The organism is Streptomyces sp. NPDC104581 (assembly GCF_055583685.1).
The window spans coordinates 133688-151055 of the sequence record NZ_JBVJNN010000012.1; the positions used below are offsets into that span (position 1 = coordinate 133688).

Annotated in this window: 17 protein-coding genes and 1 pseudogene; 8 read left to right on the forward strand and 10 right to left on the reverse strand. The window is 72.2% G+C overall.

All coding sequences use genetic code 11. The annotated features are described in order from the left end of the window. Positions 1-83 precede the first annotated feature (83 nt). The 3 genes from ACZ61E_RS12995 to ACZ61E_RS13005 all read left to right on the forward strand — a co-directional run bounded on the left by ACZ61E_RS12995 (position 84) and on the right by ACZ61E_RS13005 (position 2193). On the forward strand, positions 84-950 hold the full coding sequence (locus ACZ61E_RS12995; protein ID WP_469699679.1) for a helix-turn-helix domain-containing protein: 867 nt from the start codon (positions 84-86) through the stop codon (positions 948-950). Between the two features lie 88 nt (positions 951-1038). Beyond that, complete coding sequence (locus ACZ61E_RS13000) at positions 1039-1824, forward strand: SAM-dependent methyltransferase (protein WP_469699681.1); 786 nt, start codon at positions 1039-1041, stop codon at positions 1822-1824. Positions 1825-1926: 102 nt separating this feature from the next. Further along, positions 1927-2193 carry a DUF6296 family protein gene (locus tag ACZ61E_RS13005; RefSeq protein ID WP_469699682.1) on the forward strand — a complete coding sequence of 89 codons (267 nt, stop codon included), beginning with the start codon at positions 1927-1929 and terminating at the stop codon, positions 2191-2193. 60 nt (positions 2194-2253) lie between these two features. Here ACZ61E_RS13005 and ACZ61E_RS13010 read toward each other — a convergent pair whose 3' ends face one another. Together ACZ61E_RS13010 and ACZ61E_RS13015 are read right to left on the reverse strand one after the other, a co-directional pair. Further along, the gene (locus ACZ61E_RS13010; protein ID WP_469699684.1) at positions 2254-3261 is read right to left on the reverse strand and encodes an iron-containing redox enzyme family protein; all 1008 of its coding nucleotides are present in this window, start codon (positions 3259-3261) and stop codon (positions 2254-2256) included. A 287-nt stretch (positions 3262-3548) separates the two neighbouring features. Next, the gene (locus ACZ61E_RS13015; RefSeq protein ID WP_469699685.1) at positions 3549-4565 is read right to left on the reverse strand and encodes an alpha/beta fold hydrolase; all 1017 of its coding nucleotides are present in this window, start codon (positions 4563-4565) and stop codon (positions 3549-3551) included. Positions 4566-5174: 609 nt separating this feature from the next. On the opposite strand from ACZ61E_RS13015, the gene ACZ61E_RS13020 reads away from it, so the two are divergent. Then, complete coding sequence (locus tag ACZ61E_RS13020) at positions 5175-5366, forward strand: toxin-antitoxin system HicB family antitoxin (protein WP_229701224.1); 192 nt, start codon at positions 5175-5177, stop codon at positions 5364-5366. Beyond that, positions 5363-5659 (forward strand): hypothetical protein, encoded by a 297-nt coding sequence (locus ACZ61E_RS13025; RefSeq protein ID WP_469699686.1) that lies wholly within the window; start codon positions 5363-5365, stop codon positions 5657-5659. The genes ACZ61E_RS13020 and ACZ61E_RS13025 overlap by 4 nt, the downstream gene beginning before the upstream one ends. Positions 5660-5733: 74 nt before the next feature. Here ACZ61E_RS13025 and ACZ61E_RS13030 read toward each other — a convergent pair whose 3' ends face one another. Then, positions 5734-7635, reverse strand: a complete 1902-nt coding sequence (locus tag ACZ61E_RS13030) for an RICIN domain-containing protein (protein ID WP_469699688.1) — start codon at positions 7633-7635, stop codon at positions 5734-5736. Positions 7636-7949: 314 nt separating this feature from the next. Between ACZ61E_RS13030 and ACZ61E_RS13035 the strand changes: the two genes are divergently transcribed. Next, on the forward strand, positions 7950-8498 hold the full coding sequence (locus ACZ61E_RS13035; protein ID WP_469699743.1) for a TetR family transcriptional regulator C-terminal domain-containing protein: 549 nt from the start codon (positions 7950-7952) through the stop codon (positions 8496-8498). 6 nt (positions 8499-8504) lie between these two features. Here the strand turns inward: ACZ61E_RS13035 and ACZ61E_RS13040 are convergent, their stop codons facing one another. After that, the gene (locus ACZ61E_RS13040) at positions 8505-9074 is read right to left on the reverse strand and encodes a PadR family transcriptional regulator (RefSeq protein ID WP_469699689.1); all 570 of its coding nucleotides are present in this window, start codon (positions 9072-9074) and stop codon (positions 8505-8507) included. A 65-nt stretch (positions 9075-9139) separates the two neighbouring features. Between ACZ61E_RS13040 and ACZ61E_RS13045 the strand changes: the two genes are divergently transcribed. Beyond that, entirely contained in the window at positions 9140-9961 is an 822-nt protein-coding gene (locus ACZ61E_RS13045) for an SGNH/GDSL hydrolase family protein (protein ID WP_469699690.1), read from the forward strand. On the opposite strand, the gene ACZ61E_RS13050 is transcribed toward ACZ61E_RS13045, so the two are convergent. Beyond that, positions 9900-10490, reverse strand: coding sequence for a helix-turn-helix domain-containing protein (locus tag ACZ61E_RS13050; RefSeq protein ID WP_469699691.1), 591 nt, complete (start codon positions 10488-10490; stop codon positions 9900-9902). The two genes, ACZ61E_RS13045 and ACZ61E_RS13050, sit on opposite strands and share 62 nt — an antisense overlap. 85 nt (positions 10491-10575) lie before the next feature. Here ACZ61E_RS13050 and ACZ61E_RS13055 point away from each other — a divergent pair, with 85 nt between their 5' ends. After that, a complete protein-coding gene (locus ACZ61E_RS13055) occupies positions 10576-11292 on the forward strand; it encodes a class I SAM-dependent methyltransferase (protein ID WP_469699692.1) in 717 nt (238 codons plus the stop codon). Here ACZ61E_RS13055 and ACZ61E_RS13060 read toward each other — a convergent pair. The 5 genes and pseudogenes from ACZ61E_RS13060 to ACZ61E_RS13080 all read right to left on the reverse strand — a co-directional run bounded on the left by ACZ61E_RS13060 (position 11267) and on the right by ACZ61E_RS13080 (position 17355). Then, positions 11267-11871 (reverse strand): annotated as a pseudogene (locus ACZ61E_RS13060) (HAD-IA family hydrolase). The gene ACZ61E_RS13055 and the pseudogene ACZ61E_RS13060 sit on opposite strands and share 26 nt — an antisense overlap. A gap of 68 nt (positions 11872-11939) precedes the next feature. Beyond that, the gene (gene tpg, locus ACZ61E_RS13065) at positions 11940-12497 is read right to left on the reverse strand and encodes a telomere-protecting terminal protein Tpg (protein ID WP_469699694.1); all 558 of its coding nucleotides are present in this window, start codon (positions 12495-12497) and stop codon (positions 11940-11942) included. Between the two features lie 5 nt (positions 12498-12502). Continuing rightward, positions 12503-14740 carry a telomere-associated protein Tap gene (tap, locus tag ACZ61E_RS13070; protein WP_469699695.1) on the reverse strand — a complete coding sequence of 746 codons (2238 nt, stop codon included), beginning with the start codon at positions 14738-14740 and terminating at the stop codon, positions 12503-12505. A 104-nt stretch (positions 14741-14844) separates the two neighbouring features. Next, a complete protein-coding gene (locus tag ACZ61E_RS13075; protein ID WP_469699696.1) occupies positions 14845-16290 on the reverse strand; it encodes a GH1 family beta-glucosidase in 1446 nt (481 codons plus the stop codon). 138 nt (positions 16291-16428) lie between these two features. Then, complete coding sequence (locus ACZ61E_RS13080; RefSeq protein WP_469699698.1) at positions 16429-17355, reverse strand: carbohydrate ABC transporter permease; 927 nt, start codon at positions 17353-17355, stop codon at positions 16429-16431. Positions 17356-17368 lie beyond the last annotated feature (13 nt).

Below are 17368 nucleotides of genomic sequence, written 5' to 3' on the forward strand. Positions count from 1 at the left end.
GTAATGATCAACAGACCCGCCATGGTGGGCAGTTGCTGTGGCACACTGTCCGCCATGGCTGCGGCGGTGCTCGGGGGTGTGCGATGAGCGAGCCACGGTCGGCTCCGACGATCGGTCAGATCGTCCTCAGCAGGCAGTTGTTGGCGCTGCGCGAGAAGGCGGGACTGACCCGGGACCAGGCAGGTCAGCTGCTGCGGGTCACGGCCGCGACCGTGCGCCGGATGGAGATGGCGGAGGTCGCGCTCAAGGTCCCGTACCTCCAGATCCTGCTTCCCGCCTACCACGTCCCCGAGGACGAGATCGAGGTCTTCCTCCGGCTGGCCGACGAGGCCAACAAGCCCGGCTGGTGGCAGCGGTTCCACGATGTGCTCCCCGACTGGTTCAGCGGCTACGTCAGCCTCGAAGAGGCCGCGGTGACCATCCGGTGCTACGAGCCGCACTTCGTGCCGGGGCTTCTCCAGACCGAGGAGTACGCGAGGCAGATCCTGACCCGTGGCGCCCTGGGGCAGCAGATGTCCGACCCGACGCGGATCGACCGGCAGGTCGCGCTGCGCCTGGAGCGCCAGTCGCTGCTGACCGGCGCCGGCGCACCCGTCTTCTGGGCCGTGCTGGACGAGACGGTGCTGCGGCGCCGGGTCGGTTCGCCGGACGTGATGCGCGCGCAGGTCGACCGGCTGATCGAGGCGAGCGAGCTGCCGAACGTGACGCTCCAGATCGCCGAGTTCGCCGCGGGACACCACCCCGGCACGTACAGCCCCTTCGTGCTGTTCCGCTTCGGCATCCCCGAGGTCCGGGACATGGTCTACATCGAGTATCTGACCGGCGCGCTCTATCTCGACGAGGACAGCGAGGTCTCCGAACACATGGAGGCCATGGACCGGATGGTGGCCCACGCGGAGTCCGCGAGCCGTACGAAGCAGCTACTGTCCGACTTCCGCGCCACGCTGTGACCGGCGGGCCCGGTGCCGAACCCCCGCCGGCCCGCCACTCCCTGTTCCCGCCCCCCTCCCCCGGATCAGAAAGCCAACGGAGCACCGCATGAACGCAGGTACACCCAAGTCCCAGGTCGACACGAGCAAGCCCCACCCGGCACGGGTGTACGACTGGCTGCTGGGCGGCAAGGACAACTACCCCGTCGACCGGGCCGTCGGGGAGCAGCTGCCCGATCTGGGCAAGCGCAGCGCCAGACAGAACCGCGCCTTCATGCACCGCGCGTCCGCGTGGCTGGCCGGCCAGGGCGTCGACCAGTTCCTCGACATCGGCACCGGTATCCCGACCGCCCCGAACCTCCACCAGATAGTCCAGGAGATCAACCCGAGGGCGCGGGTCGTCTACACGGACAACGACCCGATCGTCCTGCGGCACGCCGAGGCGCTGCTCTACAGCAGCCCGGAGGGCGCGACCGACTACATCGAGGCGGACGTACGCGAGCCCAAGGCGATCCTCGACCACGCGCGGGGGCACCTGGACTTCGACCGGCCGGTGGCGGTCTCCCTCATCGCGCTGATGCACTTCATCCCGGACAGCGACGGCCCGTACGACATCACCCGCACCCTCGTCGACGCGCTGGCGCCCGGCAGCCATCTGGTGCTGTCGCACGGCACCTTCGACTTCCACAAGGAGCTGGAGGCCCAGATCACCGGGACCTACGGCAAGGGCGGTATCGAGCTGAGGTTCCGTACCCGCGACGAGGTGGCGCGGTTCTTCGACGGTCTCGACCTCGTCGAGCCCGGACTCGTCACCGGGCCCGACTGGTACAAGGACACGGCCGCTCCCGAGGCCGAGGAGAACGCCGTGTACGCGGGAGTCGCCCGCGTCTCCTGAGGGCACGGCCGGGCGCTCCCGGCCGCCCCCCGCCGCGCCGGAGGCGAGGATCGCCCGACGGGGTGACGATGGGTGGTGGTGCCCATCGCGGGAGGAGGCCCCATGTACCCGGAACGCTACGAGCTGGTGTTCGAGGAACCCGCGCCGGCGGACCCGGCCGGTCCGCCGGTGCCACGGGAGGACGTCGAACGGGACGTGGTGACGGTGCGGCGTACGGCCAGGGCCGGCGCGGGCGGGTTTCCCGTCTACGAGGACGACACGGGGATCGTGCGCGCGGAGATCAGCGACCGGGGCGAGGTGCGGATGCTGGCCAGCGGAGGCCAGCAGGCGCTCAGCACGCCGGTCACGGCGCGGTCGCTCGGTTCGTGACGAGGCTGTCCCCGCCCTCTCGGTGAGGGGGCGGGGACGACGCGGTTCACAGGGGGGTGCTCACAGGGGGGCGCGCAGGCCGGAGAGGCCGTCGCGCCAGGCGGGGAGCAGCTTGTCGGCGAGGCGCGCCTCCAGTACGCCGGTGGCGTCGACGCCGAAGGCCACGTCCCCCTCCAGCCATGGCTCGTCCTCCAGCAGTCCGCCGACGACCTCGTGGCGGACGAGCCGTCCGCGGGAGGCGTCGTCCGCCACATGGGTGGCGTAGAAGTGCACGGCCGCCTCTCCGGCCTCCGTGCGGCGCATGGCCTCCGCCAGTCTGCGGGACGTGGGCGAGGAGACCGTCTCGACGGCGGCGCAGTGCCCCACCAGGGCGCCGCGCAGCGCGCGGTGCAGACCGAACATCGACATGAGGTTGACGCTCGCCAGCATCTCCCCCGTCGCCGCGTCGAGGTACCGGCCGTACGCCGTGTCCAGGCCCAGGTCCGTCATGAGGCCGGCGAAGAGGCGCGAGTGGATCCGGTCCGCCCGGCCCGCGCCGAACTCGTCGAACCCGACCGCGGCCATCGCCGCCTTGGCCCTGCCGCGCAGCCGTGGGATCACCCAGGCGTGCGGGTCGGCCTCCTTGAGGTGGTAGACGGAGCGCTGGGCGGCGTACTCACGCAGGTGCCACAGCTCTCCCTCGTCCTTGAGGTAGTGGGACGTGCTCGTGCCGTCCGGCGGTTCGACGAGGAGATCGGCGAGCGCCTCGCCGACGTCGGTACGGCGTTTGGTGTCCGCCCGCAGGGCGTCCAGGAAGCGGCGTTCGAGATCGGCGCGGACGGCGAGCAGCGCCGGGTCCCACTCCCAGCCGGGGTCGACGCCGCAGAACCCGCGGTAGTGCAGTTCGTAGCAGAGGTAGAGCGCGAGGTGCAGGTCCTCGCCGTACGGGTCGGCGGCGTCCGCCGCGGCGCCCGGCGGAAGGGGGGTCCTGGAACCGGGGCGGCCACGCAGGGCTCGTACGACTCCGTAGCTGAGGTCGCCACGGCCCGTCGGCAGAGCCGGCCCCGTCGGCCGGACGTCGGCGTTCACCACTGAGTTCACTCCTTGACCTGATCGAACTGATCAGTCGCGTTCGGTTCGCTCATTCTCGCCGTTCCGCGCCGTTTCCCCCTTTCGTTCCGGTCTGGTCGGTGGCGGTGTCCGGACCCCGGGTAACGTCCGGCGGCGCCTCGCGACCGCCCCGGGGGGCCCGCCGTTCCGGGTCCGCGGGGTGGCCCGGTTCCCGGGCTCAGCCGTGGCGCCCGGGTGCCACCGTTCGGGTGATCGGACCGGTCGATGGGGGCGACCGGACGGTCGCGCCCGCCCGCGGCCGGGGGTCAGCGCGCCGGCAGCGCGTCCAGCCACCGCGTCAGGAGCGCGTTGACCTCTGCCGGGCGCTCCTGCTGAACCCAGTGGCCGCAGCCTTCGAGGATGTGCGAGGCGGCCAGGCCGGGGAGGGTGCGGGGGAAGTCCCGTACGGCGTCGGACATCCACGTGAGGGAGGCGTCGCGGCCACCGCCGATGAAGAGGGAGGGCTGGGTGAGCGGGGCGCCGTCCCAGGCGGCCAGGTCCTCCCAGTCCCGGTCGACGTTGCGGTAGCGGTTGAGCGCCCCGGTCGTCCCGGTCCGCTCGAACTCGCCCGCGTAGTGGTCGAGATCGGCCTCCGAGAGCCAGGCGGGCAACCGGCCGGCGGGGAACCGGTCGCGGAGTCTGCCGCCGGGCGGCACGAAGAAGAGACCGCCCTCGCCCTCCGGCGGCATCGTGTCGCCCGAGACACCCGCGTAGAACCCGGCGAGCCATCCGCGCACGTCGGGTTCGATCTCCGCCTCGGCGCGGCCGGGGGTCTGGAAGTAGCCGACATAGAACTCCTCGTCGCCGCCGATCCGCGCGAACGCCTCGGTCGGGCGGGGGCCGCCACGCGGCGCGTAGGGGACTCCGAGGAGCGCCGCGGCCGTGAAGACGTCGGGGCGCAGCAGCGCCGAGCTCGCGGCGATGTTCGACCCCCAGTCGTGGCCGACGATCGTGGCGGTCTCCTCGCCGAGCGCGCGGACGACTCCGGCGTTGTCGGCGACGTGGGCGAGCATCCGGTAGTCCTCGACGGCCGGGGGCTTCGAGGAGCGGCCGTAGCCGCGTACGTCGACGGCCACCGCGCGGTATCCGGCGGCGGCGAGGGCGGGCAGCTGGTGGCGCCAGGCGTACCAGGACTCGGGGAAGCCGTGGACCATGAGGACGAGGGGGCCGGTGCCCTGCTCCACGAGGTGGATACGGCCGCCGGGGACGTCCACGAGACGGTGTTCGGCGCCCGCCGGGGCGGCGGCGGGGGCTGCCGCGTGCGGCGTGGTGGGCTCCGGCATGTGCTCCTCCTCGGGGTGATCGTTTCCGCTGACCATCATTCGGCGGCCGTCGCTTCGCGGCCAAGGGAACTTGCCGGGTCGGCAAATCGCCTCCGGGGGCGTGTGCCGCGCCGGCGCCCGGCCCGGGTGACGGACGAGCCGCTGGGTACGGTGCGTTCCCCTGTCGGACCGGCGGGTCGATTCCGCCGACGCGGGCCCGCCGTGGGGACGGATCTCCATCCGGAGCCGAGCGGGCGGGGATCGCGCCGTGCGCGGTCGACGCTCGCCCTGGGAGGCCATCGCGTCGGGCCGGCCGGCGCCCGGCACGCGCCTGCCCCCGCACCGCACGGTCGCCGTGGATCTGGGTTCCCCCGCGACACCGTCGGCGAGGCGTACGCCGAACTCGTCGCCGAGGGGTTGCTCACCGCGCGCCGGGGTTCCGGCACCCGGCAGCACGATCCCACCGCGCGAGGGGCTGGTGATCGGCTTCGGCGCCCCGCCCGGTCACGCGTTCGACGGCGCGCTCCAGGCCCTGTGCGGCGGGCCTGCCACCCGCCGGAGAACCGTTCCACGGTGCCACCGGATGACACCGCATGGTGCAACCGTCGCCCGGTTGCTATGGTCGGTCGCATGACCGCAATGACGCTCCGTATCCCGGACGAGATCAACGCATCGATCAAAGCGGGGGCGGCGGCGGCCGGTCTGTCCCTGAACGCCTACATCGTGCGGGCCGCCCAGCGGCAGGCCGTACTGGACTCCGCCCGCCGGCTGGCGTCGCTCGGGCTCGGCGAGGACCTGGGCGGCGAGGGCGACGCCCTGTGAAACGTGGTGAGATCTGGACGCTCGGCGACGGGCGGAACGTCCTCATCGTCTCGCTGGAGGGTCTGGAGGAGGCGTACGGGGCGGTCCTGACCGTCGTCCTGCACGACGCCGGGCGCTACCCCGACACGGCGATGTCCGTGGTGATCGACCACCCACTGCCGTCCACGGCCGTCGCGGTCAACCTCCAGCAGCTGAGAGTCACCCGTTTCGACGGTGCGAAGCCGCTCGGTTCGGTCGACAAGGCGGTGATGGACCGCATCAGCCAGGCCCTGCGCGCGGTGCTCGACCTCTGATCCCCGGGCTGTCGTCGGGCTCTGTCGTCCGGCGGCCGGTGAGCCCTTGACCATGGCTCACCGGCCGCCGGGCGCTACGCCTGTGCTGCCAGCCGGAAGGTCTGGCCGGCCGCCTCGGTGCAGGGCTGCTGGGTGAGCGTGGCGCCGTTGACCGTGCCGGCGCTCACGGTCAGGCACTTGTTGCTGTGTCTGGCGGCGAACCGGTAGCGGTCGGTGGTGCCGATCCGCTGCGGCTGCCACTGCTGGTTGGTGCCGCCGGTGTAGCTCCACAGATGCGCGCGTGCTCCGTCGGCGGTGGCGGTGGGGCCGCCGTCGATGTCCCACACCTTGTTCGCGTGCCGGTTGACGACCTGGTAGTAGCCGTTGCTGGTGGGTCTGAACTGCCAGGTCTGGTTGTTCGCGGCCGGGACGGAGCAGGACCACTGCTGGAGTCCGGTACCGTCCGCCGTGCCCCAGCCGGTCGCGTCGAGGCAGGCGCCGGAGCCGGAGTTGACGACCTGGTACCAGGTGGCCGGGTCGATGTTCCCGTTGCCCGGGTTGCCGCTGTCGGTCCCGGTCCAGACGAGGGTGGCGACGGCACCCGCCGGCAGCGTGTAGGTGGCCGAGCGTCCGGCGTCCGTGATCGAGAAGGTCCTGGCCGCGCTCGCGCCGTTGACGACGTACGCCGCCTTTCCGCCGTCCGGGTTCTGCCAGACGACGTTCTGCACGCCGCCCGCGCCCTGGCTGGTGGAACCGATGCGGGTGGCACCGGGCTTGACGAACTTGGTCAGATGTCCGAGGACGTAGTACTCGGCGTTGCGCGTGACCGTGCCGCCGTTGATCTCGACCACGCCGTTGCAGCGGGTGGCGCAGTGGCCCTGGTGGGGGCCGCCGCTCTGGTTCAGCGCGAGGTTCCACATGATCGTGGTCTCGCCGCCGTTGCGCATATTGGCCACGACGAGGTTCTCGGCGTGCCACTTCAGCGTGTCGGCGAAGGTGTTGGCCGGGTTGTCGCTGTCGGTGCCCGAGCACTCGGTGAAGAAGACCCGCTTGCCGGCCTGCCTGATCTGCGACTGGCTGGTGGGCTGGCCGCCGTAGCAGTGGAAGGCCGCGCCGATGACGCGGTTCATGCCGGGCGTCTCGGAGAAGACCTGGAGCGGGTAGTTCGGGTGGTCCCAGTTGTGGTCGTAGGCCAGCAGGTTGGTGGGCAGGTTCGCCGCCGTGAGCGTGCGGTCGAGCACCTTGAAGAACGCCGCCTGCTCGGAGGCGGTCATGCTCATCGACGGGTAACTCGTCGCGAACTCGGGCTCGTTCTGCACGGTGAGGTCGGTGAGCTTGAGACCCTGCTGCTGGTAGCCCTGGATGGCCTTCACCAGATAGTCGGCGTAGTTCTGGTAGCGGTCGGTGCGCAGACTGCCGCCGTTGAGGCTGTTGTTGGTCTTCATCCACGCGGGCGGCGTCCAGGGGCTGCCCATGAAGCGGATGGCGGGGTTGATCGACACGGCCTGCTTGAGGACGGGGATGATCGCCTCGTGGTCACGGCCCAGGTTGAAGTCGCCCTGGTTGTCCTCGTAGGTGTAGGCGGCGCCCTGGTTGAAGTCGGTGCCGCCCAGCGGCTGGCGCAGGTAGTTGATGCCGATGCCGTCGCCCTGGGAGGAGAAGAGCGAGGCCATCAGCGCGTTCTTCTGGGCGGCCGGAAGCTGGTTGATCAGATGGCCGGCCGCGCCCGTGACGGAGGCGCCCGCGCCGGTGAACTGCTGTTCGCGCTGGGCCGGGTTGACGTTGATGTCGACCGCCTGCGGCGAGGAGTTGAAGGTGATCTGGCCCGCCGAGGTCAGCTTGCGGCTCCCGTCGGCCGTGGAGATCCACACCTGGGCGGTGGGATCGGCGGCCTGCGCGGTCCCGGACGCGGTGAGTCCGAGACTGCCGCCCAGCGTGAGCACGCTGAGCGCGACGACGGCTTTGCGAACGACGTTTCTGTGCAGGGTTCTTCGCATACGTGGGGGCTCCTGCCGGTTCGTGTGTCGAACGAATCGCCTGCGGCCCGGGGTGTCCCGCGCCGTGGCCGGGGTGGCGCATCGGCGACATGAAAGCACGCTTACTAAGTACTTAGTAAGTCGTCGTGCGGAACTTGTTGCGGACGGGACTCCCGGCGCCCCGCCGGGGCCCGGACGGTGATCCGGAGAGCCGTAGACTGCGCCCGGTGAGCAACAGACGAGCGGGGGAACGGGCCGGCGCCCCGACAGGGTCCGCCCAGCCGCGCAAGCCGCGCAGCCCGGGTGCGCGGCAGCGGCGCGAGGAGATCCTGCGCATCGCCATGGAGACGTTCGCGGCGCGCGGCTACAACAACGCGTCACTCGCGGAGATCGCGGATCGCGCGGGACTCACCCAGGCGGGAGTGCTGCACTACTTCCGTTCCAAGGAACTGCTTCTGACGAGCGTCCTCGAACTGCGGGACCAGACCGACATAGAGCAGCTCGGCCCCGACCGCCCCCGCGGTCTCGCCTTCCTGCGCCATCTGATCGACACCACCCGCCGCAACGCCGAACGTGAGGGCATCGTGCGGCTGTACGCGGTGCTCTCGGCGGAGAGCGTCACCGACCGGCACCCCGCGCAGGACTACTTCCGCAACCGGTACACCGGGCTGCGGGCCTTCGTGGCGGACGCGCTGCGCGAGGCGGCCGAACTGGGCGAGGCCCGTGAGGACCTGGACGTCGAGAACGTGGCGAACGCGATCATCGCCGTGATGGACGGGCTCCAGGTGCAGTGGCTGCTGTCGCCCGAGTCGGTGGACATGGCGGCGTCGACGGAGCGTGTGGTGTCCTCGTTGCTCGCGTCCATCGCGCCCGCCGAGGGCTGAGGGGTCTCAGGAGGGGCGCGCCGCCCGCTGCCGGGCACGGAGCAGGCCGGCCGCCCACTCGCACCACTCGCGTGTGTCGGCCTCGTAGCGGATGCCGCGCCGGCAGGTCAGATAGGGCCCGAGGTGGCCCGTGGTCCGTACGAACTCCTCCTCGTCGCGGCCCGACAGGATCGAGGTCTCCGTACGGCGGAGCGCGGCCAGTTTCTCCCGTGCCTCGTCGGCCCGGCGTCCGAGGTGGGCGAGCAGCGCCTCGGGCTCGACCACGTCGGCGCACTGCACGGCCACGGTCAGCTCGTCGCGCAGGTTCGTCGGCCGCAGCGGCCCGGCCGCGAAGTCGACCAGTGCCCGGGTGCCCGTGTCGGTGAGCGAGTACAGCCGCTTGTTCGGCCGGGACTCCTGCACCACTTCGGTAGCCCGGACCAGCCCGTCCGCGTGCAGCCGGGTGAGCTCCGCGTAGAGCTGCTGGGGCCGCGAGTGCCAGAAGTTGGCCACTCCGACGTCGAAGCGCTTGGTGAGTTCGTAACCACTGGCCTCGCCCTGGATCAGGGCTGCCAGCACGGCGTGCCGCAGAGACATGGCGTCACCCTATCCGGGCGGTCCCGGGCTTCCCGAAGCGTGATTACTCACCTACTTTATTAGTCATGGATATGACTATGCGGGCGGGGAGTCTCGTCGCCGTCGGCGACAGCCTCAGCGAGGGAGTCGGCGATCCGAACCGGGGCGGCACGCTCAGGGGCTGGATCCACTATCTGACGACGGAGCCGGTGCGGCGCCCCGGCGACATCGGCGTACCGGCCCCGCGGCCGGAACTCGCCGCGAACCTCGCGCGCAGCGGCTCCACCGTCGCCGCCCTGCGCGCCGGTCAACTGGAGCGTGCCGTCGCGCTCGCGCCCGCGTACATCACATGCGTGATCGGGGTCAACGACGTCATCGCCGGGCACTTCGACATCGCGCGCTTCGAGGAGGACTACGCGCAAGTGCTCGCCGGGCTCAGCGGGGCGGCGACGGTCGGTGTGCTGACCATGACGCTGCACGACGTCGCCGCCGTACTGCCCGTGTCACGGGCGAGACGGGCGGAGCTGCGGCGCCGGACCGCCGAGGCGAACGAGGTCATCGAGCGGGTGTCGCGCCGCCACGGGGCGTGGATGGTGGAAGCGCGCACGGCGGCCCGTGTGGACGGGGCCGGGATCGTCTCCGTCGACCGGCTGCATCCCAACCGGCGCGGCCACCGCTATCTCGCCGCACTCGCCGGTGATGTCCTGCGCGCGGGCGGCGCCGCCGTAGCGGGACCGGGGCCGGCGGTCCCCGACGCGGATCCGCTGCGCGAGCGGATCGCCTCCGGGGCGCGGCACACGCTCTGGATCGCCCGGCATCTCCTACGGCCCCTGGCCGGGGCGCTGTTCACTGCCCGGCGGGCCGGGCACGTACGTGCATCCGCTCCCCCTGCCGGCCGAAGATACTGAGGAACTCGACCGCTTCCGGGCCCGCGTTGGCCCAGCCGTGCGGGGTACGGGTGTCGAACTCAGCGGCCTCCCCCGCGCCCAGCACCAGGTCGTGCTCGCCCAGCCGCAGCCGGAGCCTGCCCGCCAGTACGTAGAGCCATTCGTAGCCCTCGTGCACCCGCTGCTCCGGCTCACCGGTCTGCTGCCGTCCGGCGGGCATGATCTGCTTGTACGCGTGCAGACCGCCGAGATGGCGGGTCAGGGGCACGATGGTCATGCCGTGCCGCTGATAGGAGCGCATGTGCACCCGGGGGTCGCCGGTCGCCGGCGCGTCGACCAGTTCGTCGAGCGGCACGCCGTACGCCCTGGCGAGCGGCAGGAGCAGTTCCAGGGTCGGTCTGCGTCCGCCGGACTCCAGCCGGGACAGGGTGCTCACCGAGATCCCGGTCGACTCGCTCAGCTGGGCCAGCGTCGTCCCGCGGTCGTGGCGCAGGGCCCGCAGTCGCGGTCCCACACCGTCCAGGACGGTCGAGAGGTCGTCGTCAGCCATCCCTCCATTTGCCACCTCGGCAAGAAGGTTTGTCAATCCGCCGGCCCTGGACCGAGCATCTCCGAAAAGACGTGAGGAGACATCGATGGCCCAGGGTCAGAGCGGTGCGGACGTCCGCACCGGTGCGGCTACGGACGGCGGAACGGCCGGCGGCACCGACAGGGGGACGGCCGGCGGCACCAACCAGGAGTTCTGGGACTCCCGTTACGGCGAGAGCGACCGGATCTGGAGCGGTGACCCCAACACGGTCCTGGTCAGGGAGGCCGCCGGACTGGAGCCCGGCCGGGCCCTGGACCTGGGCTGCGGCGAAGGCGCCGACAGCATCTGGCTGGCCGCCCGAGGGTGGCGGGTCACCGCCGTCGACGTCTCCGGGGTCGCCCTCGCCAGGGCCGGGCGGCACGCCGTCGCGGCGGACCCGGACGCCGCCGGCCGAATCGACTGGCAGCGGCACGATCTGGCGGTCTCCTTCCCCGCCGGGACGTTCGAACTGGTCTCGGCGCAGTTCCTGCACTCACCGGGCGACATGCCCCGCGAGCGGATCCTGCGCGACGCCGCCGCGGCCGTCGCGCCCGGCGGGGTGCTCCTGATCGTGGGGCACGCCGGACTCCCGTCCTGGGAGCCCCGCCCGCACCCCGAGGTGCACCTCCCCACGCCCGCCGAGGTCCTCGAATCGCTCGAACTGCCCGACGGGGGGTGGGAGGTGCTGCTCAGCGACGAGCACGAGCGGATCCAGACCAGGCCCGACGGCCGGTCGGGCACGCGCACGGACAACACCCTCAAGCTGCGCCGCCTCGCCCGGTGACCGGGAGCAGCGCCGTACGCAGATCGGCGGCGTCGCGGTGCAGCACCCCGGTCATGCCGAGCGCGACGGCGGCGTCCACGTTCTCCCGCCGGTCGTCCACGAAGAGGCAGCGGTCCGGGGCCACGCCCGCGCGCCCGGCGGCGATCTCGTAGATCCGGCGGTCCGGCTTGGCCACGCCCACCAGTGAGCTGTTGACGACACTGTGCGCGAGCCCGGTCAGCCCGAGCCGGGCCAGATCGTCGTCGAGCCACCGGGGGCGTTGCTGACGAGCACCAGCGGGCAGTGCTCCCGGACCCGCCGGAGCAGTTCCACGACCGTCTCGTCCGCCCGGAAGCCGGCGGTGCTGAACGCCCGTGCCAGGGCCCCGGCCTCGTACGGCGCGACGCGCGGAAGCAGACCCCGGACGATCGAGTCCGCCCACTCCTCGCGGGTGATCCGCCCCAGCAGCAACGGCAGATCGTTCTGGGGCGCGAACGCGACGGACGCCGTGGTGCCTTCCGGTAGTCCCGCAGCCCGTTCGAGACGGGTCACCCCGGACAGGTCGAAGAAACGGATGACCCCGTCGACGTCACAGAGCACCGCGTCGAAGGGCCGGGCCGCTCCGAGCGGCTGTTCTCCGGCGGGCGACGGGTGCTCCGTACGCCTCGTCAGAGGCCCATCTCGACGTAGTCCAGGTCGGTGAACTCCACTTCGAGGCCGGTCGCCCGGCGGCCGTTGTCCTTGAAGTACTGCTCCTGGAGCCCCTCGGCGACGATGCCGCGCAGTTCACCCTCGTTCGCGCCGGTCTCGTGCGCGGCGAGGAGGCGGGCGGCGACCCGGGGCGGGAGCTGTTGGGTGATGCGCCGCATCCGGGGGTCGTCGGTGGAGCCGGCCGCCGCCGTGAAGCCGAAGCGGGCACGCGTCTCGACCACGATGCCCGTGCTCGTGGCGGCCTTCGTCATCGCCTCCTTGCGGATGCGGGGCTGCCAGTCCTTGCGCACCTCCGCCGCCAGCCGTTCGGCGAGCGCGGCCCTCGGACGCTTGAGGTCACCCCGCAGATAGCGCTCGACGGTGCGCTGGGAGCAGCCGAGCCGGCGCGCGACGGCGCGGGTGGAACCCTTCTCCTTCTTCACGAGGAACCGTATCCGCGCGCCCGCCGACTTCGGGATCGGACGGGTCGCGGTGTTCTCCGCGGCCTTGGTGATGCTGTCTCCGACGATGCCCACGACCGCTACTCCCCTTCGGCGACGGCGTCGACGCCGTCCTTGATGTGCCGCGCCGGGTTGAGGCCCTCGTCCAGCAACTGGGCCGCCCAGAGCAGTGGTTTGGTGCCCTCGTGCTTGACCATGCCGGGGCTGACGCCGAGCCGGAAGGCACCGGGGGCCGGTCTGCCGTCGGCGGCGCGCGGCAGCAGACCGAGCGGGCTCGGGCTGTCGGAGAGGAAGACGACACCGTCGGAGAGCAGCGCGACCGGCAGGAGCGCGTCGTCGGCGAAGTGCAGCCGTCCGGCCGGCGGCGGCGCGGACTGGCTGGCGACGGCGGTTCTGAGGAGTTTGCGGTGCATGTTGACGCGCGCGGTGGCGATGACCGCGGCGCGGATGTCGGGCCGCCAGGTGGGGCGTTTGAGGGCGGGCCAGCGCTCACCGGGACGGTATCCGGCGCCCTGGGGGCGCTCGCGGAGCTTGCCGATGCCGCCCTTGACCGTCGACTTGATCGCGGCGAGGACGGCGGCCGACGCGGGGTCGGTCTGCTTGTGGGTCTCCATCGCGGCGAGGAAGGCGTGCTCGTCGAGGTCGCCGGTGACGCCGAGTTCGGCCATCGTCGTCCGGTAGGCGTCGGCGAGCCGTTTGTACCAGGGGTCCAGGTACGGGCCGTGGTCGGGGCGCACCCACGCTTCGAGGGGGCGGAGGGTGACGGGCAGTCCGTAGGTGGCGACCAGCTCGTGCGCGTACGCGACGGTCGGCGTGGCATACCAGGCAGGTCCGGTGGGGCGGCTGCCGCGCGGGGTGAACGGCGAGGGCAGCCGGGGGTCCATCTCGATGCCCGACAGATCGATCAGCCAGCTGCCGGGCAGCGCCTTGTCGAAGGCGGGCGAGGTGAGGTGGACGGGCTCGCCGAGGCCGACGGGCAGGCGGTTCGCGGCGGCGAGGAAGGCGGTGTTCACGTCGATGCCGACCGCGTACTTCCTGGCGCACTCGGCGTCGGTGAGCAGCTGCGGATCGCGGATCCAGTCGTGTGCCTCCTCGTCGATGACCTCGTCGGGGGTGCGCCAGTGGCCTCGTGGGTGGAGCGCGGCGACGACGGGGTGTTCGTCGGGTGCCTCGGGCGGCGCGGGGTCCACGGCCCGGGTGAGGGAGCCGGGCACGGGGCCGGAGGTCCAGGTGCCGGTCGCGGCGTCCTTCACCGGCCGGGTCGGCGGGCGCAGGGCGGTCATCAGCTCCAGTCCGGAGACGGCGGTGGAGCCGCACGGGGTGATGACCCTCGCCGCGTACGCGCCGAGCACATGGGCCAGTTCGGCGGGCGGCAGAGTCGCCGCGCCGGGCCAGCCGCGCTGGTCGAGCGCGTCCCACGGGAGTACGGCGAGCTGCACGCACTGGCGGCGCCCTTCGCGTGCCGGGCGGTAGATACGGGCCCAGGGGCCGAAGCCACGCTTGGTCAGCGTCCATTTGGCCCTGGCGAGCTGCTTGTTGACCTTGTGGTCGTCGGGCAGCCGCAGACCGCGCCGGTCCTCCAGTACGGCGGGCAGACCGAGGCGCACCGCGGCGGACTCGGTGAGGACGATCAGCGGATCGGAGTCCCTGCCGTAGCGGTCCAGCCGGGGCGCGCCGAGCGCGGCGTCGCCGAGCGCCCACTCGACGAGCGCGGGGATGTCCTCGGCCGGGCAGCTCAGGACGAGGCCGCCGGCGCAGTAGGCGCTCCTGTCGCCGTCGAGCACGGCGAGCGGGCCGTTGGCGAACTGGGGCCCGGGAGCGGGGAGTTCGGCGGTGGGGGCGGTGGCGGGCCGGCGTGGCGCGCTCCTCCTCGGTGCGGCCCCCTGCCGGGCGACCGCCGGCCGGGGAGGCCCCGGGGAGGCCGGGGCCGGGGCGGGCGCTGTCCCGGCCGAGGGCTCCGGGGCAGGGGCGGGTGCCCGTACCGGAGCCGGGGCCGTCGCGCGGGCCGGGGCGGGCGTCCGTACCCGCTCCTGCCCCTGCCCCGGCTCTGCCCCCGGCTCCGGCTGCGCGGGCGCCAGTTGGGCCGCCATGCCCTCCAGGAGTTTCGCGTACGCGGCACGCGTGGCGCCCTGCGGCTCGCTGCGGCCGGACTCCCACCCCGCGACCGTCGCCCGTGTCACGTCGAGCGCCGCGGCGACCTCGGCCTGTGTGAGGCCGTAGTCGCCGCGCAGCCTCGCCCGCTCCGCCGGTCCGGGCAGCCGCGTACGCCGCGGCCCCGACCTGAGGAGGGCGTCGACGGGGTCGGGCTTCTTGGGCATCGGCACTCGCTCCTTCGCGCGTCAGCCCTGGTCGGCGGTGGTGCGGTACGGCGGGGCCAGGACGATCCGGGACATGACCGGATCGTAGCGCGCGTGGCCGGGTTCTACCGTCCGGCGGCCGCCGCGTCACCCGGGGCGACGGCGGTCAGACTGCCGCTGCGGGTGAGTTTGGCGTACCAGTGGGCGCTGGCCTTGGGGGTGCGCCGCTGGGTCGCGTAGTCGACGTACACCGCCCCGAAGCGCCTGCTGTACCCGTAGCCCCACTCGTAGTTGTCGAGCAGCGACCACAGGAAGTAGCCGCGTACGTCGGCCCCGGACTCGATGGCGCTGTGCACGGCGGTGAGGTGGTCGCGCAGATAGTCGATCCGCTCGGGGTCGTTGATCTCGCCCTCGGGGTTCGCGTAGTCGTCGAACGCCGCGCCGTTCTCCGTGATCATCACCGGCAGTCCGGGGTGATCGCGGCGTACCCGCATCAGCAGTTCGTACAGGCCCTGCGGATCGATCGTCCAGCCCATGGCGGTCCGCGGACCGGGTGTCTGGTGGAAGGCCACGTTGTCGGCGCCCGGCCACGGGCTGTGGTCGCTCATACCGTGACCGTCCGACCCGTGGGCCGGGGGTCCCGCGTGGTGGGAGACGAGCGTCGGCGAGTAGTAGTTGACGCCGAGGAAGTCCAGCGGGCGGTTGATCAGCGCCGTGTCGCCGTCCCGGACGAAGGACCAGTCGGTGAGCGACGCGGTGTCCGCCATGACGTCCTCGGGGTACGCGCCGTCCAGCATCGGTCCCGTGAAGACCCGGTTGGCGAGCCCGTCGATCCGGCGGGCCGCGTCGAGGTCCGGCTCGCTGTCGGTCAGGGGCCGTACGTGGTGGAGGTTGAGCGTGACGGAGAGCCGCGCGTCCGCCGGGAGCCGGTCGCGCAGCGCCTGTACCGCCAGCCCGTGGCCGAGATTGAGGTGGTGGGCGGCGCGCAGCGCGTCGACGGGGTCGGTACGGCCGGGGGCGTGCACACCGGAGCCGTAGCCCAGGAACGCGCTGCACCACGGCTCGTTGAGTGTCGTCCAGGTCTTGACCCGGTCGCCGAGCGCGTCGGCGACCAGGGCCGCGTACTCCCCGAAGAGTTCGGCCGTACGCCGCTCGGGCCAGCCGCCGGCCTCCTCCAGGTGCTGCGGGAGGTCCCAGTGGTAGAGGGTGACGACCGGTTCGATGCCCTTGGCGAGGAGGTCGTCGGTGAGACGGCGGTAGAAGTCCAGGCCCTCCTGGGAGACCGGGCCGGTGCCGGTGGGCCGGACACGTGGCCAGGAGACCGAGAAGCGGTACGCGCCGACGCCGAGGTCCGACATGATCGCGGTGTCCTCGCGCCAGCGGTGGTAGTGGTCGGCCGCGATGTCACCGGTGTCGCCGTTGCGGACCTTGCCCGGGGTGCGGGAGTAGACGTCCCAGATGGAGGGGGTGCGGCCGGCTTCCCGTGCGGCGCCCTCGATCTGGTAGGCGGCGGTCGCGGTGCCCCAGAGGAACTCGGGCGGAAAGACTCTGACGGAGGGGGATGTGGCCACGAGGGCCCCTTTCAGGAGTTGAACTGTGTGCCGTGTGCCGGGTGTTGGGCCGCGCGGTGCCCTCCGTGGCGCCCGTGTGGGCGAGGGGGACAGGAGGCAGCACGGAGCGCGCGGGGCGGGGGCTCGGGAGCCGGGGAGTCAGCCCTTGACCGCTCCCTGCATGATTCCGCCGACTATCTGACGGCCGAAGACGATGAACATCGCCAGCAGCGGCAGGGTGCCGAGCAGCGCGCCCGCCATGATCACGGACTGGTCGCGCACATAGCCCGCGCTGAGCTGGGTGAGTGCGACGGGCACCGTGGGGTTGGTCATGTCGAGTGCGATGAACGGCCAGAAGAAGTCGTTCCACGCGTGCACGAACGTGATCATGAAGAGGACGGCCATGGGCGGCCGGGCGATCGGCAGCACGATGCTCCAGAAGATACGGAGGGAGTGCGCGCCGTCCAGGCGCCCCGCCTCGATGAGTTCGTCGGGCAGCGCCTCCTTGAGGTACTGCCGCATGAAGAACACGCCGACGGCGCTGACCAGGGTCGGGAAGATGACGGACGGGAGTGTCTGCCCCCAGCCGAGCTCGGCCATCATCATGAACAGCGGGACGACTCCGAGCTGCGGCGGCACCATCATCGTGCCGATGACCAGCAGCAGCAGGAGGTTCCGCCCCCGGAAGCGCAGTTTGGCGAAGGCGAAGCCGGCCAGGGTGGCGAAGAAGACCGTCGACAGGGCGATGGCGCCGGCGACGATCAGGCTGTTGATCATCGCCTTGCCCATGGCCGCGTCCTGCCAGGCGATCCCGAGGTTCTTGAGCAGGTTCGGGCCGGGCAGGAAGGGCGGCGGGGTCTGCGACACCCGGGTGTTGTCGGTGGAAGCGGCGACCACCGTCCAGTACAGCGGGAAGAGGGAGACGAGCGCGGCGATGCCGAGCAGGATGTAGGCGAGCGGTCCGGCGTGGTGCTGGCGTCCGGCGCCGGGGCGCAGCGCGAGGCGCTTCCGGCGGCCGGGGATCGCGGGGGCCTCGGGAGCCCCGTCGCGGGCGTCCGCCCGGACGGGTGCGGTGTCGATGGTCATGCGGCTGCTGCTC